Annotated in this window: 17 protein-coding genes; 3 read left to right on the top strand and 14 right to left on the bottom strand. The window is 36.2% G+C overall.

Annotated elements, in window-relative coordinates; genetic code table 11:
• Positions 1–147: 147 nt before the first annotated feature.
• From AC6R0T_RS03135 to AC6R0T_RS03100, 8 genes are all read right to left on the bottom strand, one after another.
• A complete protein-coding gene (locus tag AC6R0T_RS03135; protein ID WP_282461518.1) occupies positions 148–624 on the bottom strand; it encodes a YbaK/EbsC family protein in 477 nt (158 codons plus the stop codon).
• Complete coding sequence (locus AC6R0T_RS03130) at positions 617–2,056, bottom strand: MFS transporter (protein ID WP_206902397.1); 1,440 nt, start codon at positions 2,054–2,056, stop codon at positions 617–619. Before AC6R0T_RS03130 ends, AC6R0T_RS03135 begins: the two co-directional genes overlap by 8 nt.
• Positions 2,057–2,380: 324 nt before the next feature.
• Positions 2,381–4,060, bottom strand: a complete 1,680-nt coding sequence (locus AC6R0T_RS03125) for a ribonuclease J (RefSeq protein ID WP_282461520.1) — start codon at positions 4,058–4,060, stop codon at positions 2,381–2,383.
• Positions 4,061–4,536: 476 nt separating this feature from the next.
• A complete protein-coding gene (locus AC6R0T_RS03120) occupies positions 4,537–5,595 on the bottom strand; it encodes an aspartate-semialdehyde dehydrogenase (RefSeq protein WP_282461521.1) in 1,059 nt (352 codons plus the stop codon).
• 435 nt (positions 5,596–6,030) lie between these two features.
• The gene (locus AC6R0T_RS03115; RefSeq protein WP_230710034.1) at positions 6,031–6,636 is read right to left on the bottom strand and encodes an alpha/beta hydrolase; all 606 of its coding nucleotides are present in this window, start codon (positions 6,634–6,636) and stop codon (positions 6,031–6,033) included.
• 541 nt (positions 6,637–7,177) lie between these two features.
• A complete protein-coding gene (locus tag AC6R0T_RS03110) occupies positions 7,178–8,068 on the bottom strand; it encodes a GH25 family lysozyme (protein ID WP_206902392.1) in 891 nt (296 codons plus the stop codon).
• Between the two features lie 121 nt (positions 8,069–8,189).
• The gene (locus AC6R0T_RS03105; RefSeq protein WP_206902391.1) at positions 8,190–8,414 is read right to left on the bottom strand and encodes a DUF2922 domain-containing protein; all 225 of its coding nucleotides are present in this window, start codon (positions 8,412–8,414) and stop codon (positions 8,190–8,192) included.
• A 54-nt stretch (positions 8,415–8,468) separates the two neighbouring features.
• A complete protein-coding gene (locus tag AC6R0T_RS03100; protein WP_206902390.1) occupies positions 8,469–8,675 on the bottom strand; it encodes a DUF1659 domain-containing protein in 207 nt (68 codons plus the stop codon).
• Positions 8,676–9,031: 356 nt separating this feature from the next.
• Between AC6R0T_RS03100 and serC the strand changes: the two genes are divergently transcribed.
• The 3 genes from serC to AC6R0T_RS03085 are packed head-to-tail and all read left to right on the top strand — an operon-like array spanning position 9,032 to position 12,529.
• Positions 9,032–10,117 carry a 3-phosphoserine/phosphohydroxythreonine transaminase gene (serC, locus tag AC6R0T_RS03095; RefSeq protein ID WP_303753887.1) on the top strand — a complete coding sequence of 362 codons (1,086 nt, stop codon included), beginning with the start codon at positions 9,032–9,034 and terminating at the stop codon, positions 10,115–10,117.
• Position 10,118: 1 nt separating this feature from the next.
• Positions 10,119–11,303 carry a phosphoglycerate dehydrogenase gene (locus tag AC6R0T_RS03090; protein WP_303753886.1) on the top strand — a complete coding sequence of 395 codons (1,185 nt, stop codon included), beginning with the start codon at positions 10,119–10,121 and terminating at the stop codon, positions 11,301–11,303.
• Positions 11,303–12,529 carry a DUF1015 domain-containing protein gene (locus AC6R0T_RS03085; RefSeq protein WP_303753885.1) on the top strand — a complete coding sequence of 409 codons (1,227 nt, stop codon included), beginning with the start codon at positions 11,303–11,305 and terminating at the stop codon, positions 12,527–12,529. Before AC6R0T_RS03090 ends, AC6R0T_RS03085 begins: the two co-directional genes overlap by 1 nt.
• A gap of 127 nt (positions 12,530–12,656) precedes the next feature.
• On the opposite strand, the gene AC6R0T_RS03080 is transcribed toward AC6R0T_RS03085, so the two are convergent.
• The 6 genes from AC6R0T_RS03080 to AC6R0T_RS03055 form a co-directional block, all read right to left on the bottom strand.
• Positions 12,657–13,088 (bottom strand): universal stress protein, encoded by a 432-nt coding sequence (locus AC6R0T_RS03080; RefSeq protein ID WP_303753884.1) that lies wholly within the window; start codon positions 13,086–13,088, stop codon positions 12,657–12,659.
• Between the two features lie 211 nt (positions 13,089–13,299).
• Complete coding sequence (locus tag AC6R0T_RS03075; protein ID WP_303753883.1) at positions 13,300–13,896, bottom strand: DUF1361 domain-containing protein; 597 nt, start codon at positions 13,894–13,896, stop codon at positions 13,300–13,302.
• 144 nt (positions 13,897–14,040) lie between these two features.
• Positions 14,041–15,180 (bottom strand): non-hydrolyzing UDP-N-acetylglucosamine 2-epimerase, encoded by a 1,140-nt coding sequence (wecB, locus tag AC6R0T_RS03070; RefSeq protein WP_303753882.1) that lies wholly within the window; start codon positions 15,178–15,180, stop codon positions 14,041–14,043.
• A gap of 17 nt (positions 15,181–15,197) precedes the next feature.
• Positions 15,198–16,412 carry a nucleotide sugar dehydrogenase gene (locus tag AC6R0T_RS03065; RefSeq protein ID WP_303753881.1) on the bottom strand — a complete coding sequence of 405 codons (1,215 nt, stop codon included), beginning with the start codon at positions 16,410–16,412 and terminating at the stop codon, positions 15,198–15,200.
• Positions 16,409–17,839 carry a flippase gene (locus tag AC6R0T_RS03060; RefSeq protein WP_303753880.1) on the bottom strand — a complete coding sequence of 477 codons (1,431 nt, stop codon included), beginning with the start codon at positions 17,837–17,839 and terminating at the stop codon, positions 16,409–16,411. Before AC6R0T_RS03060 ends, AC6R0T_RS03065 begins: the two co-directional genes overlap by 4 nt.
• Positions 17,836–18,930 (bottom strand): polysaccharide pyruvyl transferase family protein, encoded by a 1,095-nt coding sequence (locus AC6R0T_RS03055; protein ID WP_303753879.1) that lies wholly within the window; start codon positions 18,928–18,930, stop codon positions 17,836–17,838. The genes AC6R0T_RS03060 and AC6R0T_RS03055 overlap by 4 nt, the downstream gene beginning before the upstream one ends.
• Between the last annotated feature and the right edge of the window lies 1 nt (position 18,931).

Genomic DNA, 18,931 nt, shown 5'->3' with positions numbered 1-18,931 from the left:
TTTTTTGGAGAGCTAGTTTGTGTAGCTAATTTGAGCCGCCCTGATTTAAAACGCTTTGTTCATGTCAAAACGTGATACTTTCCTTATAAAAAAAGCAGATACAAAGGTAGTTTAAAAACGACTACTTTTGTATCTGCTTTTTTAGGCTTACACAGCCAAAATATCTGCTTGAATTGGTTGAATCAATGCAATTAAATCTGCAACTTTAACTTTAACACTATGACCCAACTCGCCACTTGAGACAATAACTTCTTCGTGATTCAAAATACTCGTATCAAAAACTTGGCTATATTCCTTATGTTGCATGAAAATCCCGATTGGCGTATTGGCACCATGGGGATAACCAGTTGCATCCATTACATATTCCATCGGGGGAAAGCCGACTTTGCGGTTACCAGAAGCTTTCGCCGTCTTTTTATAATCTAGGCGTCCGTCAAGGGGAACTAAGGCAATCACCGTTCCCGTTTTATTGCCTTTTAAAACCAAGGTCTTATAAATGGTGGTAACAGCTAATTGTAATTTTTCTGCTTGGGCGCGTCCTTCATCTTCATCACTTACATCAAAAGTAAAACTTTCAAATTGCATCTGGTTTTTTGTTAAATATTCTTCCACTGCATTAGACATGTTTTCTGATGCCTCCTTGTTTTTTCACCCGATAAAGCGTTAAAAGTAATGCCGCTAAACAAAGTAAAAACGAACCTAAAAAAGTAATTTTCATTCCATAAATGAAAACATCTGGCCGCTTGGCAATGTACGTTGTCACCCGTTCTCCCATTTTCGAACTCATGGCGTCATACAAGATAGTTGTCGCTAGCGAAATCCCTACGACCATGCCCAAATTACGAGCAAAAGAGTTCAAACTGCCAGCAACCCCCAGATTTTCTTTGGTAACACTACTCATAACCATTGTATTGTTGGGTGATTGAAATAATGAATTGCCTAAACCCATGATAGCAGTTGCCACAACGTAATACCACAAAGGCGAATCCGCGTGCATAAACATATACATTAATTGGGTCACTGATAACATCACAAGCCCGATTAAAACTAAGATTTCTGGGCCCACTCTGTCAGTTAAATAGCCGCTTAAAGGCGAGCCGATTACCATTAAAAATGGAAAGACCATCATTAAAAGGCCAGCATAACTAGGTGAAAGGCCACGGGCACTTTGAAGATAAAACGGAATAACGACATTGACAAAAAAGTTAGAAGAAAAAATCAATAAAGCCGTAACTAAACTCATAGTAAAAACTTTATTTTTGAAAATACTAAAGGTAATTAAAGGCAATTTCACTTTCTTTTCCACATATAAAAAGATGAAAAAACTAATGACGGCTAAGACAAACAAGGCTAACGGAATTGGGGTTAAAAAGCCGTGTTCTTGCCCTAAAAAGACACCACCAAAAAAGGTCATAATCGTCGCTGCAACCGCGGCAAAGCCACCCATATCAATTTTTTCTGCGCTTAGTGTAATATCTTTTGGTAAGAATTTTTCACTAATTAACATGGTGATAATCCCAACTGGGACATTGATCCAAAAAATATACGCCCATGAAAAATGCGCCAAGATCAAGCCGCCTAAACCAGGGCCGGCAATTGAACCTAAAGACACAAAGGCACCAATCATCCCAAGCGCCCGTCCTCTTTCATTCATAGGGAAAACTTCGGTAATAATACCTGTGTTGGTCGCCATCGTCATCGCAGCTCCTAAAGCTTGGATAACGCGGGCAAACAGTAGAAAAGTTAACGAGTGATTAAAACCACAAAGTAAAGATCCAATCACAAAAATCAAGGTTCCAATGCGATAAATTTTAATTTTTCCCCAGCTATCGCCAATTTTCCCAAATAATAACAAACACGCACAGACCATCATTAAATAAATGGAGACGATCCATTCTGACTGATTCATTGGTACTTGCATATCCTTTGAAATAGTTGGCAACGCGATATTTACAATACTACCATCTAAAGTAGACATAAACGTAAACATCGAAACTGCAACCAATATCCACCAACGATTTTTTTGAACAACCTTATCTTCTTGGTATGTATGCATACAAAACTTCCTTTCGTAAAAGAATAAAAACTCTTTTAATAAACCATTATTCTATTTTATTTTCCATTTTGACAAGTCCTTATTGCGATTGTCCTTTGCCAAAAATAGACACTAAAATAGTATAATCGTTTTTCAGAAAGATTTCATATGTTTTGTTTAAAAAATATAAAATAGACTACAGCTTAACTTGTATGACACTTTTTTCAAAGCGATCACCTGCTAAAGGCAAAAAATTGTCAAAAATCCGTGGGCGCAAATAGCTAAAATTTATTTATTACAAAAAAAGACACCAAAACGAAAAGTTTTCGTCTTGGTGTCTTTGGCCTATTTTCTTTTTTGTCGTTGGGATGACTCCATAATAACTGGCAAAATAACCGGTCGACGCTTTGTTTGTTCAAACAAGTAGCGGCTTAAACGATCGCGGATATCTTGTTTTAATTTACTCCATTCAAACTCTTCGTCTTGTAAATGTTTTTCAACAATCTCACTCACCATTTCAGCACTTTCCCGAATTAAATCACGGCTCGCCTTTACATAAACGAAACCACGGGAAGTGATTTGTGGCGGAGATACAATCTTTTTCTCACGGCGATTAATTGTAACCACTGCGATGAAAATGCCATCTTCTGATAAAACTTTGCGATCTCGCAACACGATATTGCCGATATCGCCAACACCAATACCATCAATCAAAACATTTTCCGCCGGTACAGAACCAGCTTGAGACATTTGACCGTTTTTATATTCCAAAATATCACCACGAGCTGTGATAAAGATATTCTTCAACGGAATTCCGGTTAATTGAGCCAGTTGCGCATGGGCCGCTAATTGACGGTATTCCCCCTGAATTGGAATTAAATATTTTGGTTTTAATAAATTTAACATTAATTGTAAATCATCGGGATTGGCATGACCTGAAACCCGCATATTATCAGAAATTTGTTTTACGACGCCACCAGCACGAAAGACAATATCTTCGGTTTTGGCAACCGTGGTTTCCATGGCGGTAGTTGGCGTAGTCGTGATATACACTAAATCCCCTTCTTGAATGCGCAATGTGCGGTGGGAACCATTAGCCATCCGTTGTAGTGATTTAATCGGTTCACCCATTCGACCTGTCTCTAAAACGATAATTTCTTCTGGTGGATAGTTTTTCATTTCTTTTTGTGTGATGAATAAATCTTCATCTGGCAATTCTAATTTGTTTAATTTCATTGCCGTCCGAATAATTCGGCCAAAATCTTGCCCAGTTAAAACGACTTTCCGGTTGCAACGATATGCAGCATTTAAAACTTGCTGCACCCGTTGTAAATTACTTGCTACCCCGGCGACAATAATGCGGCCTTCCCAATACTTAATGGTATCGTAAACTTCATCGGCAATTTGCCGTTCTGAAGCGACTGGCGTCGGATTTTCAGCATTACTAGAAGTACTTAATAGCGCTAAGACACCTTCTTTACCAATTTCAGCAATCCGCGCAAAATCGGTTTGATACATTGGCACAGCAGCCTGATCAAACTTAAAATCACCAGTATAGACAATATTGCCTACTTTGGTTTTCAAAGTGATCCCTACCGAATCTGGAATTGAGTGGGTAGTTCTAAAAAAGCCGACTGTCGTTGTCCCAAAATCAATCTCCGTATGTTCATCAATAATATGAAAATCCCGGAATTTTTTGGTGGCATCATTTTTATGAACGCCAATTTTTGCCAACTCAATTGTTAGCTTTGTTCCAAAGACAGGTACATCAACTTTTTCCAAAAAGTAAGGTAACGCCCCAATGGCATCCGCATGTCCGTGGGTCAAAAAGACACCGACAACACGATCTGCATTTTCTACTAAATAAGTAAAATCAGGAATAACTGTGTCAATTCCCAATAATTCATTTTCTGGGTATTTCAACCCACAATCTAATACATAAATATCATCTTCCACTTCAGCGATGTACATGTTTTTACCGTTTTCACGGACGCCGCCTAATGGAATGATTTTGATGTTACTCAAAAACATTCACCTCTCAAATTTTTTCTATATAAATATAATATTTTCTTTTCTGTGCCCAACTAGCCACTGTCCATTATACACTAAAAAGTGGCAAAAAGCGGCGACGAACTGCTAATTTATCATGGAAGCGGTTTGCAGCAAAAAATCTTTTAGTAAAATTAACGAATTTAAGTGCCCGCTATAAAAAAACTGCACGAACTCGGTTTACTTTTAAGCATTAAGGTAGAATTGCAATAAATCGTTTTCCTTTGACTTATTGCACAGCGCATTATTTAAAAGGCTGACTATAAAAAAGTTAGATAAGCTACACACTCCTAAAAATGAAAGTACGATTTTTAAAACACGCACTGCATTTTAAGGCTCAATAAAAAGTACACAAAAAAACGTTCCAAGTTTACCTGCATAAAGTCTAAAAGCAAAAAGCTTTAACACGTTATCAGTTACTTGCAACGTTTTTTAAATTTTTCAAAACAACTTTATTTGGGTATGCGAACTAAGTCCATCTCATGCAAGGTTTCTGCAATTTGTACGGAATTCCAGGCCGCACCTTTTAGCAAGTTATCCGATACGACCCACATGTGTAACCCAGTTTTGACATCTAAATCGCGGCGAATCCGACCGACAAATGTATCTTTTTTATCAACGCTGTTTAACGCTTGGGGATAAATTTGTTGGCTTGGATCATCTTCTAGTGTCACACCGGGTGATTTTGCTAATAGATCTTTAACTGCTTGGGGTGACATTTCTTTTTTTGTTTCAATATAAACAGATTCAGAATGTCCACTGACTACAGGAATCCGAACACAAGTTGCAGCAACTTTTATAGCATCGTCTTCCATAATTTTATGGGTTTCATTGATCATTTTCCACTCTTCATACGTGTAATCATCCTCAGCAAAAACGTCGATTTGTGGCAGCGCATTAAAAGCGATTGGATAGTGTTTTTTATCACTTCCGGCTGGCAAAATTTGTGGATCCAATTCATCTTTTGATTTTCCGGCTAAGAATTCTTTGGCTTCTCGTTTTAATTCTTCAACCGCTTTTGCCCCTGCCCCTGAAACTGCTTGATAGGTGGATACGATGATCCGGTTTAGCCCGGCTTCTTTGCGAATTGGCTCTAATGCTACCATCATTTGAATTGTTGAACAATTGGGATTTGCGATTATTCCTTTGTGCCGTTTTAAAGCAGCCGGATTTACTTCTGGTACCACCAATGGCACTTCTTTATCCATGCGAAAATAACTCGTATTATCCACCACAACTGCTCCGCGTTTCACCGCTTCTGGCGCGTAAATTTTTGAAATCCCCCCACCCGCAGAAAACAAAGCAATATCTACATCGTTAAAAGAATCAGGCACTAATTCTTCAATTGTTAAGGTTACACCATTAAATACTCTGGTTTTTCCAGCCGAACGTTTTGAAGCCAGCAGTTTGATACTTTCAATTGGTAAAGTGGTTTCTTCCAACATCTCGATCATTTTTGTTCCTACAGCTCCTGTTGCGCCCACAACAGCAATGCGATACCCTTTTTCCATCATCTACACCCCTATGACTAAATTTGAACCTGTCTGCGACAAGAATTTGATATTTTTGCTATTTTAGCACAATCTGAAATAAATTTCAGTAAATACTAGAAAATGATTCAGAAAATTACGACAATTATCAAAAAAAACTGAATAAAGTTAAACGATGTAAAGCTGTCCAAACTCTATTGACACCAAAAAATAAGGAGGAAATTTCTAGAAATTGTTTTTCGCTTTTAGCTTCATGCACAAAAGAGCTGATTCAAAAAACAGCTGGCAATCATGATCTTAAATCACAAGAACTCCTGCAAAAAAAATTTATTCTCCCTTTGAATATAAAAAAACAGCCCGCAGTCAATCCGTCGAAATTTACCTACAACTATTCAAACATTTCTTTAAAATTTCGTCTTATGACGTAAGGCTGACTATTCTTATTTCAAAATTTTTTTACATTGGGAGCTGGTGAAGCCAATTTCGGGCCTGGTTTACTTCATCTGCAGTTAATTGATGTCCTTGTTTGGTTTGCTTGATCGTTAAATCTGCCCCCCGACTATCAAATGCTTCTGCAAGTTCGTTAAAAGATTCAGGCGAAACAATTGGATCGCCCTGACCAAAAGAAAGCCAGATTCGTTTATCTTTTAGCTCAAATTGTTTTTCATGCACTCCCAGTGACATGGGATGAAAAAATAAGCCTTGGGTTAATGGCGTTTGCCGCTCTAATAACAGATGGGCCGCAATATTAGCACCATTGGAATACCCTACTAAAACCCAGTCACTTAAAGGCACATTTTTCTCTGCGCTAATTCGTTTGATTTCTTCATATAAATTATCTGTTTCTTTTTCCAAACTAGCTAAATCAAATTGATTTAAGCCATTGCGCTTGAAAAAGCGATTCATCCCGTCTTCTTCTACTTCCCCGCGAAAAGATAAAACCGCACATCCCCCATCTAAAAAACGGGCAATATCCACTAAAGAATTTTCATCTCCGCCCGTACCATGTAATAATAATAACTTCTTACTACCTGCAGTTCCAGCATCGTATAAGTATTTCATTATTCTCCCTCCGTTTTAGCCATTTTAATAGCGTGCTTAAAAATAAGTTTAAGATAAAAAATTCTATTTGTGTCGTATCCAGCAAAAATCACCTGAAGCATTCGATTAACCGCTCATAATGAATAACGCTTTACCTTAAAAGTTTTTTTGCATGTCTAGCATCATAAAGGACCTTGCGGCACAATAAGTCAAATTTTGAACAAATCTAAAAATCCCTTTAGCAAAATTCTGCCTTATAGCTGGCCTATAACCAGTTGTTTTTTCTAATTAGACTCAAAAAAATTGCAATAAATCTCAAAGTGTTTACAACTTACTATTTGTAAGTATAGTAGCAAATAAATTCATTTCCTTCAATTATTTTATTCTTTTTCGGAAAGTCACTTTATTTAACTTTCTCTTCATCCTATACTATAATAAATTTAAAGGAAATTTTGGGGAAGATTTCCGACAGCGTGTAGGGGAGAGTGTTATTCCTTACGTTATTATGGCTAGAATCTTAGCAAAAATAAGACTTGGATGAATTCATCCAAGTCTTATTTTTTTATTTTATTCCACCGTGTGCTGTTATTTTTCCTAAAGCTAGATAGCCTTTTTTTCCTTTAGCTCGCGGTTGCACGCCCCATAAATAACCTTGGTTTAAAATAATATCATCAAATTTTATCTGGTCGCCTTTTTGAAGTAAGGCAATCACACCAGCTTTAGTGTCTGCTTTTTCTCGCAAGTAGACAGCCGTATTTAAAGTAAATGTTTTCAATTTTTTTAATCCTCCTGAAACTGAATTAGTTGGTGGTAAGGTTGGCTTTTGGTCTTCAAGTAATTTTGTATCAAAAAGTACTCCAAAATCTTTACTGCCAGTTAGCCGATTTAAATCCATTGCTCCTTTGTAGCCAGAAATGCGACCATTTGACGTATATTGATGCAGATCATACCGCGTGGTACAAGTCGGGTTAAAGCCTTCATAACGGCCATTATTCTGACCATAAGTTGGAATCCAAATAGCATCGAATTTTTCGACAGCTAAATTAAATTGATGATATAAGTGATTGGCAATATAGACACCCACCTTTTTTGCTCCCAAACGCTTCAACTCTTGACGGTAACTTTCACAGCCATTACGCATATCCGAATATGATTTTTCTTCTACATCTAACCACCAAAAAGTTGGTTGAAACTTCTTAGCGCGTTGATAGAAATCGCGGGCTTCTTGTTTCATGTCGGAGATACTAGTACCTCTCACCCATGCATAAACTGCCACCGGAACTTTGTATTCCTGCAATTTTTTAAGATGTGTTTCAAAATGCACATCCCGATGTAATGAACCGTATTGTACCCGAACAATCGCTCCGGCAATATTTTTTGCTAAGATGTTGTAATCAATCGCCTCTGGTAATTGCCATTCACTAATGTCAATGATCACTGGTTTTAAAATCATAATAGCCTCCTTCTTGTAAAAAAATGTAAAAAAGACTGCACCAAAGTTTTACTAAGGCCTAGGCTGGGACATAACTTCAGCTATCCTTTACTTTTTAGTGCAGTCTTTTACCTAACGATGTTTATCCTTCTGTATCAAAAAGCTCTGTTTCAATGGTTTCAACATATTTTGCACTAGCTGGGGCAACAAACAATGTTACTCCTTTTTTGACAAACAAAGCCGATCCACTGATTTCTTCCATTACTTGCTGAATTTTTGTGGCATCCAAATTTTCATTTGCAACCCGGGGAATCATTTTGTGTTTTTTTCCCTCACTATTAAAAAAAGTCAAATGCAGTTTTTTCATCTTGTTTTCCACCTTTCAAAATTTCAATTTTCTAGACTTTCTTGCCTACTATTATTACGCGGTATATTCGATTTCTTTTGTCTCTACGACACTGTTATAACTAACATCAGTTGGTAACAACTGACTAAAGGCGCGCCCGAAAGCTAACACGTCAACTTCAAGGGGATTTTCCACGCTATTTGAAAACTTCTGTTTTGTCAGACTTTCTTTTCCCGGTTCTAAAAATGTAACTGTCAAATTTGTGCTAACATGTGTTTTCATTTTGTTGCCTCCTTATAATTAATAATTTGATTGGCAAACTACCTTTTTACGGCCGTTTCAAAAGTAGTTTTTTGATTTAGTATCGTAAGTAGCGCCCTTACACTTTAACAACGAAACTTCACGGGAAAATGTCAAAGGCTTTTGAAAAGAATTTTAAATAATTTTTTCGTTATTTCATTTTAAACATTTGTGATTATCTTCACTTATCTACTTTGTTAGTATTTTTTTAAGTTAACAATTGCGTGTTGTTTATTTGCAATTTTCTGAAAAATCACTTTAAAAGCTGAAATTCATCTGTTACAATAGGCGATAACTCATTTAGAGTTAAAATTACTTTTTCAAAGGAGAGAATAGTTATGACTGTTTACAATTTTTCAGCCGGTCCTGCCGTATTACCTACACCCGTTTTGGAGCAGGCCCAATCCGAATTTACGGATTACAAAGGTAGCGGCATGTCCGTGATGGAGTTGAGTCATCGTTCCTCCCTTTTTGATGCGATAATTAAAGACGCCGAAAAACGCTTGCGGGAATTAATGAATATTCCGGACAACTACCATGTTTTATTCTTACAAGGTGGTGCAAGCTTACAGTTTTCAATGGTGCCATTAAATTTAGCGCAAAATAAAAAAGCCCTGTATGTTAATACCGGCTCATGGTCTAAAAAAGCAATTGCAGCTGCCAAAGAATTAGGCAACGTTGAAGTTGAAGTGATTGCTTCTTCAGCAAAAGACAACTTTACCTATATTCCAGAAATTACCCCTGACATGATTGATCAAGATGCTGCTTACTTGCACATTACAACCAACAATACCATTGTCGGAACAGCTTATAAAAGTATTCCCAATGCCGGGAATGTCCCGATTGTAGCCGACATGTCCTCAAATATTTTAGCCAACGACTATGATGTAAAAGACTTTGGTATCATCTACGCCGGCGCACAAAAAAATATCGGCCCTGCTGGTTTAACCGTTGTAATTATTCGCGATGATTTGTTAGGTTTGTATGAAGTAAACGAGCCCATGTTAGATTATAAAACGCAAGCAGCGGCAAACTCTTTATACAATACGCCCCCAACCTTTGCCATTTACATTGCACAATTGGTTTTCAAATGGTTGCAAGAACTTGGTGGCCTACCTGAAATCTTAAAACAAGATCAAGAAAAGGCTCAATTACTTTACGATGCAATCGAAAAATCGAATTTATTTACCAGTCCAGTGCGCCCAGATAGCCGTTCTCTAACAAACATTCCGTTTGTAACCGGCAATGCCAAATTAGATCAAAAATTTAATGTAGAAGCATTAGCAGCAGGCTTTGAAAACTTAAAAGGCCATCGCTCAGTTGGCGGTATGCGGGCAAGCCTATACAATGCCTTTCCAAAAGAAGGCGTACAAGCGCTCGTGACTTTCATGGAAAAATTCGAAAAAGAAAATGGAGGACTGTAAGATGTTCCATATTAAAACATTTAACGCGATTGCCCCTGAAGGCATGAATCGCTTTGATAAAGATAATTACGCCATTAACGAAAGCAAAACTCCGGATGGTATTATTTTACGCAGTCAAAAATTACACGATTACGCTTTTCCTGAAAGTGTCGTCGCTGTTGCCAGAGCAGGTGCGGGTACCAACAATGTGCCGGTTACACAATGTACCAAACAAGGGATTGTGGTCTTCAATACCCCAGGCGCAAATGCCAATGCTGTCAAAGAATTGGTTATCGCCAGCTTATTGTTATCCGTGCGCCCAATTTTACAAGGTGCCCAGTGGGTTCAAACCTTAACCGGTGATGATGTGGAAGAACAAGCCGAAGCAAATAAAAAGCAATTTGCGGGCCATGAATTAGAAGGAAAAAAATTAGGTGTCATCGGCCTTGGGGCTATTGGTGCTATGATTGCAAACGACGCTTACCGATTAGGCATGGAAGTTGTGGGTTATGACCCTTACGTTTCTGTTGATACCGCTTGGAGTATTTCACGACGCGTGACCCGTGCCAATGAATTGGCAGATGTGTTGACAACTTGTGATTTTGTCACCGTCCATGTGCCGTTAACCGAGCAAACCAAAGGCATGATTGGTGAAGCACAGTTGGCAAAAATGAAAAGTTGTGCCAAACTATTTAACTTTGCTCGCGGTGGTATTGTTGATGATACTGCCGTCTTAAACGCATTGAAAGCAGGACAGCTGACTGGTTATACAACCGACTTTGCGGATGAAAAATTATTACACAACGACAAAGTTTTAGTCTTGCCACATTTGGGTGCTTCAACCCAAGAAGCTGAAGTGAACTGTGCCAAAATGGCTGCTAGAACACTAAAACGCTTTTTAGAAGAAGGCACTATCAAACGCTCTGTTAACTTTCCAACCGTTGAGATGGCCTTTCACTCTCCATATCGGATCACGATTATTAACAAAAATATTCCAAATATGCTAGGTCAAATCTCTTCAATCATCGCGGATATGAATATCAATATCGACAATATGGTCAATCGTGGTCGAGATGATTATGCCTATACTTTGGTGGACATTAATTGTGACGAGCAAGAAAATGCGCAAGCTGTTGCCGCGCGCTTAGAAGAAAATCCCGATATTATTCGCGTGCGGGTGATTAAAAACCCGGGGGTGGGGTATTAATGGTTGATATTCGTCCCTTTAAAGCAATTCGTCCGGCGGAAAACTTAAGTGCAAAAGTTGCCGCCTTACCTTATGATGTCATTAATAGTGAAGAAGCCCGGGTAATGGCTTTAGGAAATCCTTATAGCTATTTTCATATCGATCGCGCTGAAATTGACTTGCCACCAGAACTGTCACCTTATGATCCAGCCGTCTATCAAAAAGCTGCCACTAGTTTAGCCGACTTTTTAAAGAAAGGCTGGCTAAAAAAAGACGACGCACCTTATTTTTATCTCTATCAACTAACAATGAATGGTCGCAGCCAAACAGGTTTAGCCCTATGTGCTTCAATTGATGATTATGTTGCAGGTAAAATTAAAAAACACGAATTTACCCGCCCAGAAAAAGAAGTCGATCGGATTAACCACATCAAAGCTTGTGATGCCAATACCAGCCCTATTTTCTTAGCTTATCGTCATGAAGACGAAATTCAAAAAATTATGAAAGCTTGGCAGGAAAATCACGAGCCTACTTATAATTTTGACAGCTACCACGATGTAAATCATAAAGTTTGGGTAATTGATGATACAGACAAAGTTGCAGCCTTAACCAAATTATTTGCAGCAGTCCCGGCCCTTTATATTGCAGACGGTCATCACCGAACCGAATCAGCAGTTAAAGTTGGTTTAGAAAAACGGGCGCAAAAAAATAGTAATCCTGAAAGTGATCACTTTTTAGCTATCGTCTTTCCAGAAAATGAACTCGCCATTTGGGAGTACAATCGTGTTGTCAATGTTCCTGTTACAGATACTTTTTTAGATCAGCTCAAGTCTAGTTTTACAATTGAAAAAACAACGAAAACAAAACCCGATGCACCAGGTCAAATTCAAATGTATTTAGCTAGACAATGGTATACGCTAAGTGCAAAAGAGACAATCAAAAACACCGATCCGGTAAAACGCTTAGACGTATCTTTGTTGCAAGACAATGTTTTTGACCCAATCTTTGGAATTAAAGATGTTAGAGTCGATAAACGAATTGACTTTATCGGCGGTATTCGCGGCCCTGAAGAATTAGTCAAATTAGTCGACAGTGGTGCTTGGCAAGTCGCCTTCTCCTTATATCCGACAGCTATGACAGATCTTTTAGATGTTGCTGACGCTGGGAAAATCATGCCGCCAAAATCAACCTGGTTTGAACCAAAATTATTAAGTGGTCTCTTCTTACATGATCTAGAAACAAAATAAGTTGTTAATTTTTTTGTTAGCCAGTTGTGCCCCCCTCTTCAACTGGCTAACAAAAAATGAAGCATATAAAAAGCGACTGTTGGCACGTCTAAAAGACGCCACCAACAGTCGCTTTTACTTTTTAAAATTACTTCACCATGAGTACCGTACAGGGCGCGTGATTCACAATATATTGAATGGTTGAGCCCACTTTTTCTCGCGTTAAGGAGCCTTTTCCTGTCGCACCAGCAACGATTAAATCAAGCTCATAATTTTTCGGGATTGTTTGGGTAATGTAGGTTTTTGGCTCACCCACTTCTAAAATCTCTTCAACATTTTCAATCCCAGCATTGCGAGCCTGCTCCACTAAATCAGCTAATACCATCTTTGCCTTGCTTTGCTCTTCTTTTAAAATTTTCGAAACAGCAAATGAACTCGTAGACAGCGATGCCTCATCAATAATCCAAGCCAGATACAACTTACTATTATTTGCTTTGGCTAAAGCAACAGCTTCAGTAAAAGCCTTCTCCGCATTTTTTGAACCGTCAATCGCTACTAAAATATTTTGGTAATGAGTCATTTTATCCCCTCCTAAGCACTCTTAAATAAAAAAGCATCCATATAAAACCCTTTTCTTTAATTCAAAAGTACCATAAAAGCGGCTATAAAACCAACAAGAAGCCAGAAAATAGGAATTGGCTAAAGCCATAAAAATACTGACACCCAAAAGTTAGATTTTTGATCTAACTTTTGGAAATCAGTACAAAATACAACTCTAGCCAATTATTTTTTTAAATATTTTCGCCTTTACGCCCCATTAACAAATTTTGAATATACAATACAGTCAAAATTCCCAAATGAAGAACAAAGAATAATAAAACAAATTCCAATTTTTTCTGTGACCACTGCAAAAAAACAATATCGAAAACTTTTAATGGATCGGTCAGAAAATAGATAGAATGTAAGCGCGGCGGAAATCTCCCCGCATAAATTCCCATCGAAGAAAGAAAACAAATCGCACCAACGATAAAACGAATCACATACCGGTGCAAGTTCAGTCTATCTTTGAAATAACGGGCCAGCTTTAATAACTCAGAGAATCCCCACAAATTAAAAGCAAAAATTACTAAAAACAAAGCAATTAACAACGCCCACAACCGCACACTTGGTAAACTGCTACCATCAGCATAATTATATAGCTGCAACATATCCGAGTGCACAATATCGGTCACTAAATAGGGAATGTTTGGAAAAAATAGTAACCAAGCACAGCCTAAAATAACTTGTATCACCGGCGAACGGGCATCTTTTATATGAAAAGATAACTCTAATGGAATATAGGCCAACAAAGTATTGAGTGATAGAAAATAAAATTTTGTCGTATACATTATAGCGATGATAAGTAGTGCTATTAGGCGAATTGCGTTTTTGTAGATGGGAATCACCTCCTAGGTTATGTTATATGCTTTTATCAAAACGTCCTAAAAAAGTATAAACAACTCTTTCAGGACGTTTCAGGATTACTCACTATTCTATTCAAATTCATTAGGTCTATCAGACGTAATACCAAAATCAAAAGCTATAGAATCTAATATTCTTTTAGAAGCGTTCCCGTCACCATAGGGATTAGACGCTTTTGACATCTTTTCGTATTCAGCAGAATCAACAATCAATTTTTCAGCTTCCGTAAACACTGTATCTTCATCAGTTCCTACCAATTTTAATGTGCCAGCAGCAACACCTTCTGGACGTTCCGTTGTATCTCTCAAAACTAGGACGGGCACGCCTAGTGAAGGAGCCTCTTCTTGTACACCGCCTGAATCTGACAATATCATATAGCTATGGCTAGCAAAATTATGAAAGTCAACAACATCGAGTGGTTCAATAAGTTTAATGCGATCAGATTTTTTTAATATCTTATTAGCTAAATCTCTAACTTTAGGATTCTTATGAATTGGAAAAACAACAACTATATCATCAAATTTTTCAATTAAACGATTAATTGCTTTAAACACATTTTCCATTGGAGTTCCTAAATTTTCTCGACGATGCATTGTAACTAAGATGATTTTCTTATCTTCATTTTCAGATAATATTTCACTTCTATACTCTTTATCAACAGTATATTTCATTGCATCGATTGCTGTATTGCCAGTGATAAATACTTTACTTTCATCGTGATTTTCAATCAGTAAATTTTGTTTACTTTCTTTAGTCGGCGCAAAATAAATATCTGCCAATACATCTGTTAGTTGTCGATTCATTTCCTCTGGAAAAGGCGAATATTTATTCCAAGTTCTTAGTCCTGCCTCCACATGGCCAATTTTAATTTGATGATAAAATGCCGCCATTGATGCCGCAAAGGTTGTCGTTGTGTCACCATGAACTAGAATAATATCTGGTTTCGATTCGTTAATAACAGAATCAAGTTCTCTGAGAACTCTTGCTGTGATATCAGTCAAAGTTTGGCCGTTTTTCATTATGTCTAAATCATAATCAGGAACAATGTCAAAAATACTCAATACTTGATCCAGCATCTCTCGATGTTGTGCGGTCACTGCTACTATTGATTTAAATCGATCATCGTTTTCAATAGCTTTTACTAAAGGAGCCATTTTGATTGCTTCAGGTCTAGTTCCGAATACTGTCATTATTTTCAGTTTATCATTCATTTTTTCAGCCTTATTTCCTATAATTTGTAAGCATCATCAACCAAATTATGTGTATCCAAAATATATTTTCCGTTAAGTAAATCAATATTTTCCTTCAAATGTGAATGTTCAACCATCAATACAATTAATTCCGATTCTTCAACAAAATTTTCAAAATTCATTTGTTGATTACTTAATATTTTCTTTTTAACCATCGGATCAAAAACTCTGAATGGTTCTGCAAAATGTGCTTCCATCTTTTCAAACAACTGTAATGTGGGGCTTTCACGAATATCATCAACATCAGCTTTATACGTCAAACCATAGATTCCAATTTTATTTTTATCAGTAATGTTGTTTTCTTTCATGATATCTGTAATACGGTCCAAAACCATTTCAGGCATAGATTCATTAATCTCTAATGCTGTTGAAATCAAATTCGTTAGTCTTGGATAATCTCCTACTAAAAACCAAGGATCGACCGGTATGCAATGCCCACCAACGCCAGGTCCCGGACTTAAAATGTTAACCCGTGGATGCATATTTGCAATCTTAATAATTTCATGTACATCCAAATTGTCATGGCGTGCAATTTTTGTAAGTTCATTGGCAAAAGCAATGTTAATACCACGATATGTATTTTCCACAACCTTCGTCATTTCTGCAGTTCGAATATCCGTACAAACAATTTCTCCCTCACAAAAAGTCGCATATACATCTTTCACCTTTTGTGCAGCTTCAGGAGAATCAGCCCCAATAGTTCGTGAGTTATGCTTCAATTCTTTAATCATTTGTCCTGGTAAAATTCGTTCTGGAGCATGAACTAGATAAATATCTTCATTAATTTTCAATCCAGCTTTTTTTACTAAAGGACGGACAAACTTATCAATTGTTCCTGGAGAAATTGTTGATTCAATCACTAATATCGTGCCTTTTTTACATACTTCCAAAACTTTGTTTGTTGCCGCAATCACATAAGATGGATCTATTTTTTTGTCTTCTTTATCATAAGGTGTCGGAACTGTAACTATATAAAAATCAGTATTCTGATATTCATTTGTGTATGTTATCCCCTTATTATTAGCCTTTTCAAAAAGTTCTTCTAAACCAGGCTCTTCAAAAGTCAGCATGTTCTTGTTAAGTGTTTGCACCAATTCCTTGTTGTAATCTGTACCCACTACTTCATTTCCTGACGCTGCCAACATTAAAGCTGTTGGTAGTCCAATATAGCCTAATCCGATAATGTTAATCATTTTTCACACAACTTTCTTAATTCTTTTAATAAAAACTCTTTCTTTGCAATTTTTTCATAAATTAGAATAGATGATATGTAAACTACTATTCCTAAAATTACTCCTAAAATAAGTATTAACACCGATTGACCTAAAAGTACTTCAAATAGAAAAACAATTCCTCCCATTAAAGCTCCACATAAAATATAAGGAAAGATCAAAAGAAAATATTCTCCATAATTGAATTCTTTTCTTAGATAGTAACTCTGATATAAGCAAATTATTCCCTCAGACGCACATGATGATATTGCTGCACCTAATGCTCCTAGTAATGGAGAAAGTACTATATTAAGAATGATATTTAACACGCATGCAATTAGGACGGTATTAGTATAAAGAGAATCCATGCCTTTAGGCAAAATATATTGCATTCTAAATACATTCCCCCAACTTATGAACAAAATGATTGGTGCCAAAACTCTAACAATAACTATAGCAGATTGAAAATCATTCCCTAGAAATATTGGTACTAACGAATTTGAAACAGAAAATATTCCAAAATAGCATCCTATAGCAAAAATCATGGTCCCCAGAAAAGATTGTTTAATTGTATTCTCAAATTCATTCGATACCTTCTTTGAATACAAATAGGTCATTCTTGGAAGCATAATTTGGCTTATCGCTGAAATTATCGTAATTGGAATTCTTGTCAACTTATCTGCACTTTCAAATAAACCTACTTGTGATGAAGTTGAAAAATATCCTAACAAGGTTTTCCCAACAATTACATACAGTTGGACGGACAGTACTGGAATAAATAACTTCCAAGAATTGATAAATTGTTTTTTAAAATTGAATCCCTTGAAATAACTCTGGTTTGGTGAAAAGATAAATTTATTTAACCCTAGCCATAAAACTAATTGACTTAATAAAGTCCCTAATGCATTTATAGATATATAAACGTTTATATCTGATTGCTTTTTAACTAATAAAAAAACTAAAATTAATGTTACAATCTTTAGAACAAAGTTTCTTGTGACTGTAAACTTTACTTGTTCTAAACCGAAATATAACCAACTAATATCAATAGCATAAGATAAAATAAGTGGTAATTGAAATAGTAATTGAATTCTATATTCACTACTTAATAAAAAAAGAAGGTAACTAGTAATAGACAAAATTGATGATACAATTTGAACAGAATAAATTTGGTAAAAGCTAGCTGATAATTTTTCTTTATCATCACGAACTTTAGCAACTTCTCTTCTACCATAAAGTTGTATACCTAACATACAAAACAAACAAAAATACATTGTTATAGAATTTGTAAACGAATAAATCCCCACACCTTCAGGTTTTAAAACCCGCGAAATATATGGAAGCGTTAAAAAAGGGACTATTAGTATAAGGATTTGATAAATTGCAACGTATACTATATTTTTTTTCATTTCACTTTAACATTTAAAATATTATTATATAAACTACTGACGTTATGTTCTCTAGCCTCATCTACGCTAGATCTTATAACATTATAATCCAAGTTAGGTATATAATTAATATCAATGCCTTCCTTATAAATACATTTTTCTAAGCCAAACATTTTTAAAACATTGATTATTCTTGAATCTTTTCCTTCATCTCCTCTTAAAAACACAATAAACGGCTTTTCCATAATTATAGAAAAAACAGTAGCGTGAAACGAGTCTGTATAAATTATATCCGCTGAATTTAATTCTTCTAAAAACTCAGCCGGTCCACGACTAAAATCAACACTGACATTTGGAGATATAAAATCTTTCAGTTTTATTCCACCAGACAGCTTTGTCATCATTTTATTCTTATAATTAAAGTTATTTTCAAACATTTGTCTTGTATGGTGATCAAGAAAATAACTAAACACTTTTTTATTGGTAGAATTATTTTTCAAATTCAGAGCTTTGATCCACTCACTTTTCGATAATAAAAATACTGGGTCGTTAACGACAACCGCCCCCTTCACATCAATTTCTCTCAGCAAGTTTACCCCCGTACTTTCTCTGACCGAAATATACTGGAACCCTTTTAAGTTTTCTTTAAATTCCCTTACTAAATCTTTAGGAAGTGTGCTGACACCAAAACTAGACGCAAAAGTAAACTTATTCGGGCTTTCAACAAAATCCAATAAATAAGTGGTATCACCACCATTTATTTTATAACTCCAAACTTGATCGCTTCCAACAATATATTTATCATATTTGGGAGGATCAGCCAAAATTTTTTTACGATCATAGCACTTATAACTAAATGTCATCAGAGAATTAAAATTTTCAAAAGCTTTCTTTCTTTGACAAAATAATGGTTTTTGTACTAAATCCTTGATGAGTGACCTATTTTTTTTCCCTTTGGATTGCTCAATATACTGATTTCTGTAATTAATAATTTCAACATATTTGCCAGCATTGGAACAAGCTGAATATAGTGCAAAACATTGTAGTGCGGCACCAAAATTCTGAGTATTGTGGTATGTTAAAATTCCAATTGTCTCCTTTTGAATTTCCATA

This window comes from Enterococcus sp. S86.2 (assembly GCF_059834485.2).
This window is presented reverse-complemented; position numbering and strand designations above follow the sequence as displayed.

Excerpts from the sequence above, each read along its gene's own strand:
- AC6R0T_RS03130 (WP_206902397.1), bottom strand. The coding sequence starts at position 2,056 with ATGCATACATACCAAGAAGATAAGGTTGTTCAAAAAAATCGTTGGTGG.
- AC6R0T_RS03110 (WP_206902392.1), bottom strand. The coding sequence starts at position 8,068 with ATGATTTTAAAACCAGTGATCATTGACATTAGTGAATGGCAATTACCA.
- AC6R0T_RS03075 (WP_303753883.1), bottom strand. The coding sequence starts at position 13,896 with ATGTATACGACAAAATTTTATTTTCTATCACTCAATACTTTGTTGGCC.
- AC6R0T_RS03115 (WP_230710034.1), bottom strand. The coding sequence starts at position 6,636 with ATGAAATACTTATACGATGCTGGAACTGCAGGTAGTAAGAAGTTATTA.
- AC6R0T_RS03090 (WP_303753886.1), top strand. The coding sequence starts at position 10,119 with ATGTTCCATATTAAAACATTTAACGCGATTGCCCCTGAAGGCATGAAT.
- AC6R0T_RS03055 (WP_303753879.1), bottom strand. The coding sequence starts at position 18,930 with ATGGAAATTCAAAAGGAGACAATTGGAATTTTAACATACCACAATACT.
- wecB (WP_303753882.1), bottom strand. The coding sequence starts at position 15,180 with ATGAATGATAAACTGAAAATAATGACAGTATTCGGAACTAGACCTGAA.
- AC6R0T_RS03060 (WP_303753880.1), bottom strand. The coding sequence starts at position 17,839 with ATGAAAAAAAATATAGTATACGTTGCAATTTATCAAATCCTTATACTA.
- AC6R0T_RS03085 (WP_303753885.1), top strand. The coding sequence starts at position 11,303 with ATGGTTGATATTCGTCCCTTTAAAGCAATTCGTCCGGCGGAAAACTTA.
- AC6R0T_RS03105 (WP_206902391.1), bottom strand. The coding sequence starts at position 8,414 with ATGAAAAAACTGCATTTGACTTTTTTTAATAGTGAGGGAAAAAAACAC.
- AC6R0T_RS03080 (WP_303753884.1), bottom strand. The coding sequence starts at position 13,088 with ATGACTCATTACCAAAATATTTTAGTAGCGATTGACGGTTCAAAAAAT.
- AC6R0T_RS03135 (WP_282461518.1), bottom strand. The coding sequence starts at position 624 with ATGTCTAATGCAGTGGAAGAATATTTAACAAAAAACCAGATGCAATTT.
- AC6R0T_RS03100 (WP_206902390.1), bottom strand. The coding sequence starts at position 8,675 with ATGAAAACACATGTTAGCACAAATTTGACAGTTACATTTTTAGAACCG.
- AC6R0T_RS03120 (WP_282461521.1), bottom strand. The coding sequence starts at position 5,595 with ATGGAAAAAGGGTATCGCATTGCTGTTGTGGGCGCAACAGGAGCTGTA.
- serC (WP_303753887.1), top strand. The coding sequence starts at position 9,032 with ATGACTGTTTACAATTTTTCAGCCGGTCCTGCCGTATTACCTACACCC.
- AC6R0T_RS03065 (WP_303753881.1), bottom strand. The coding sequence starts at position 16,412 with ATGATTAACATTATCGGATTAGGCTATATTGGACTACCAACAGCTTTA.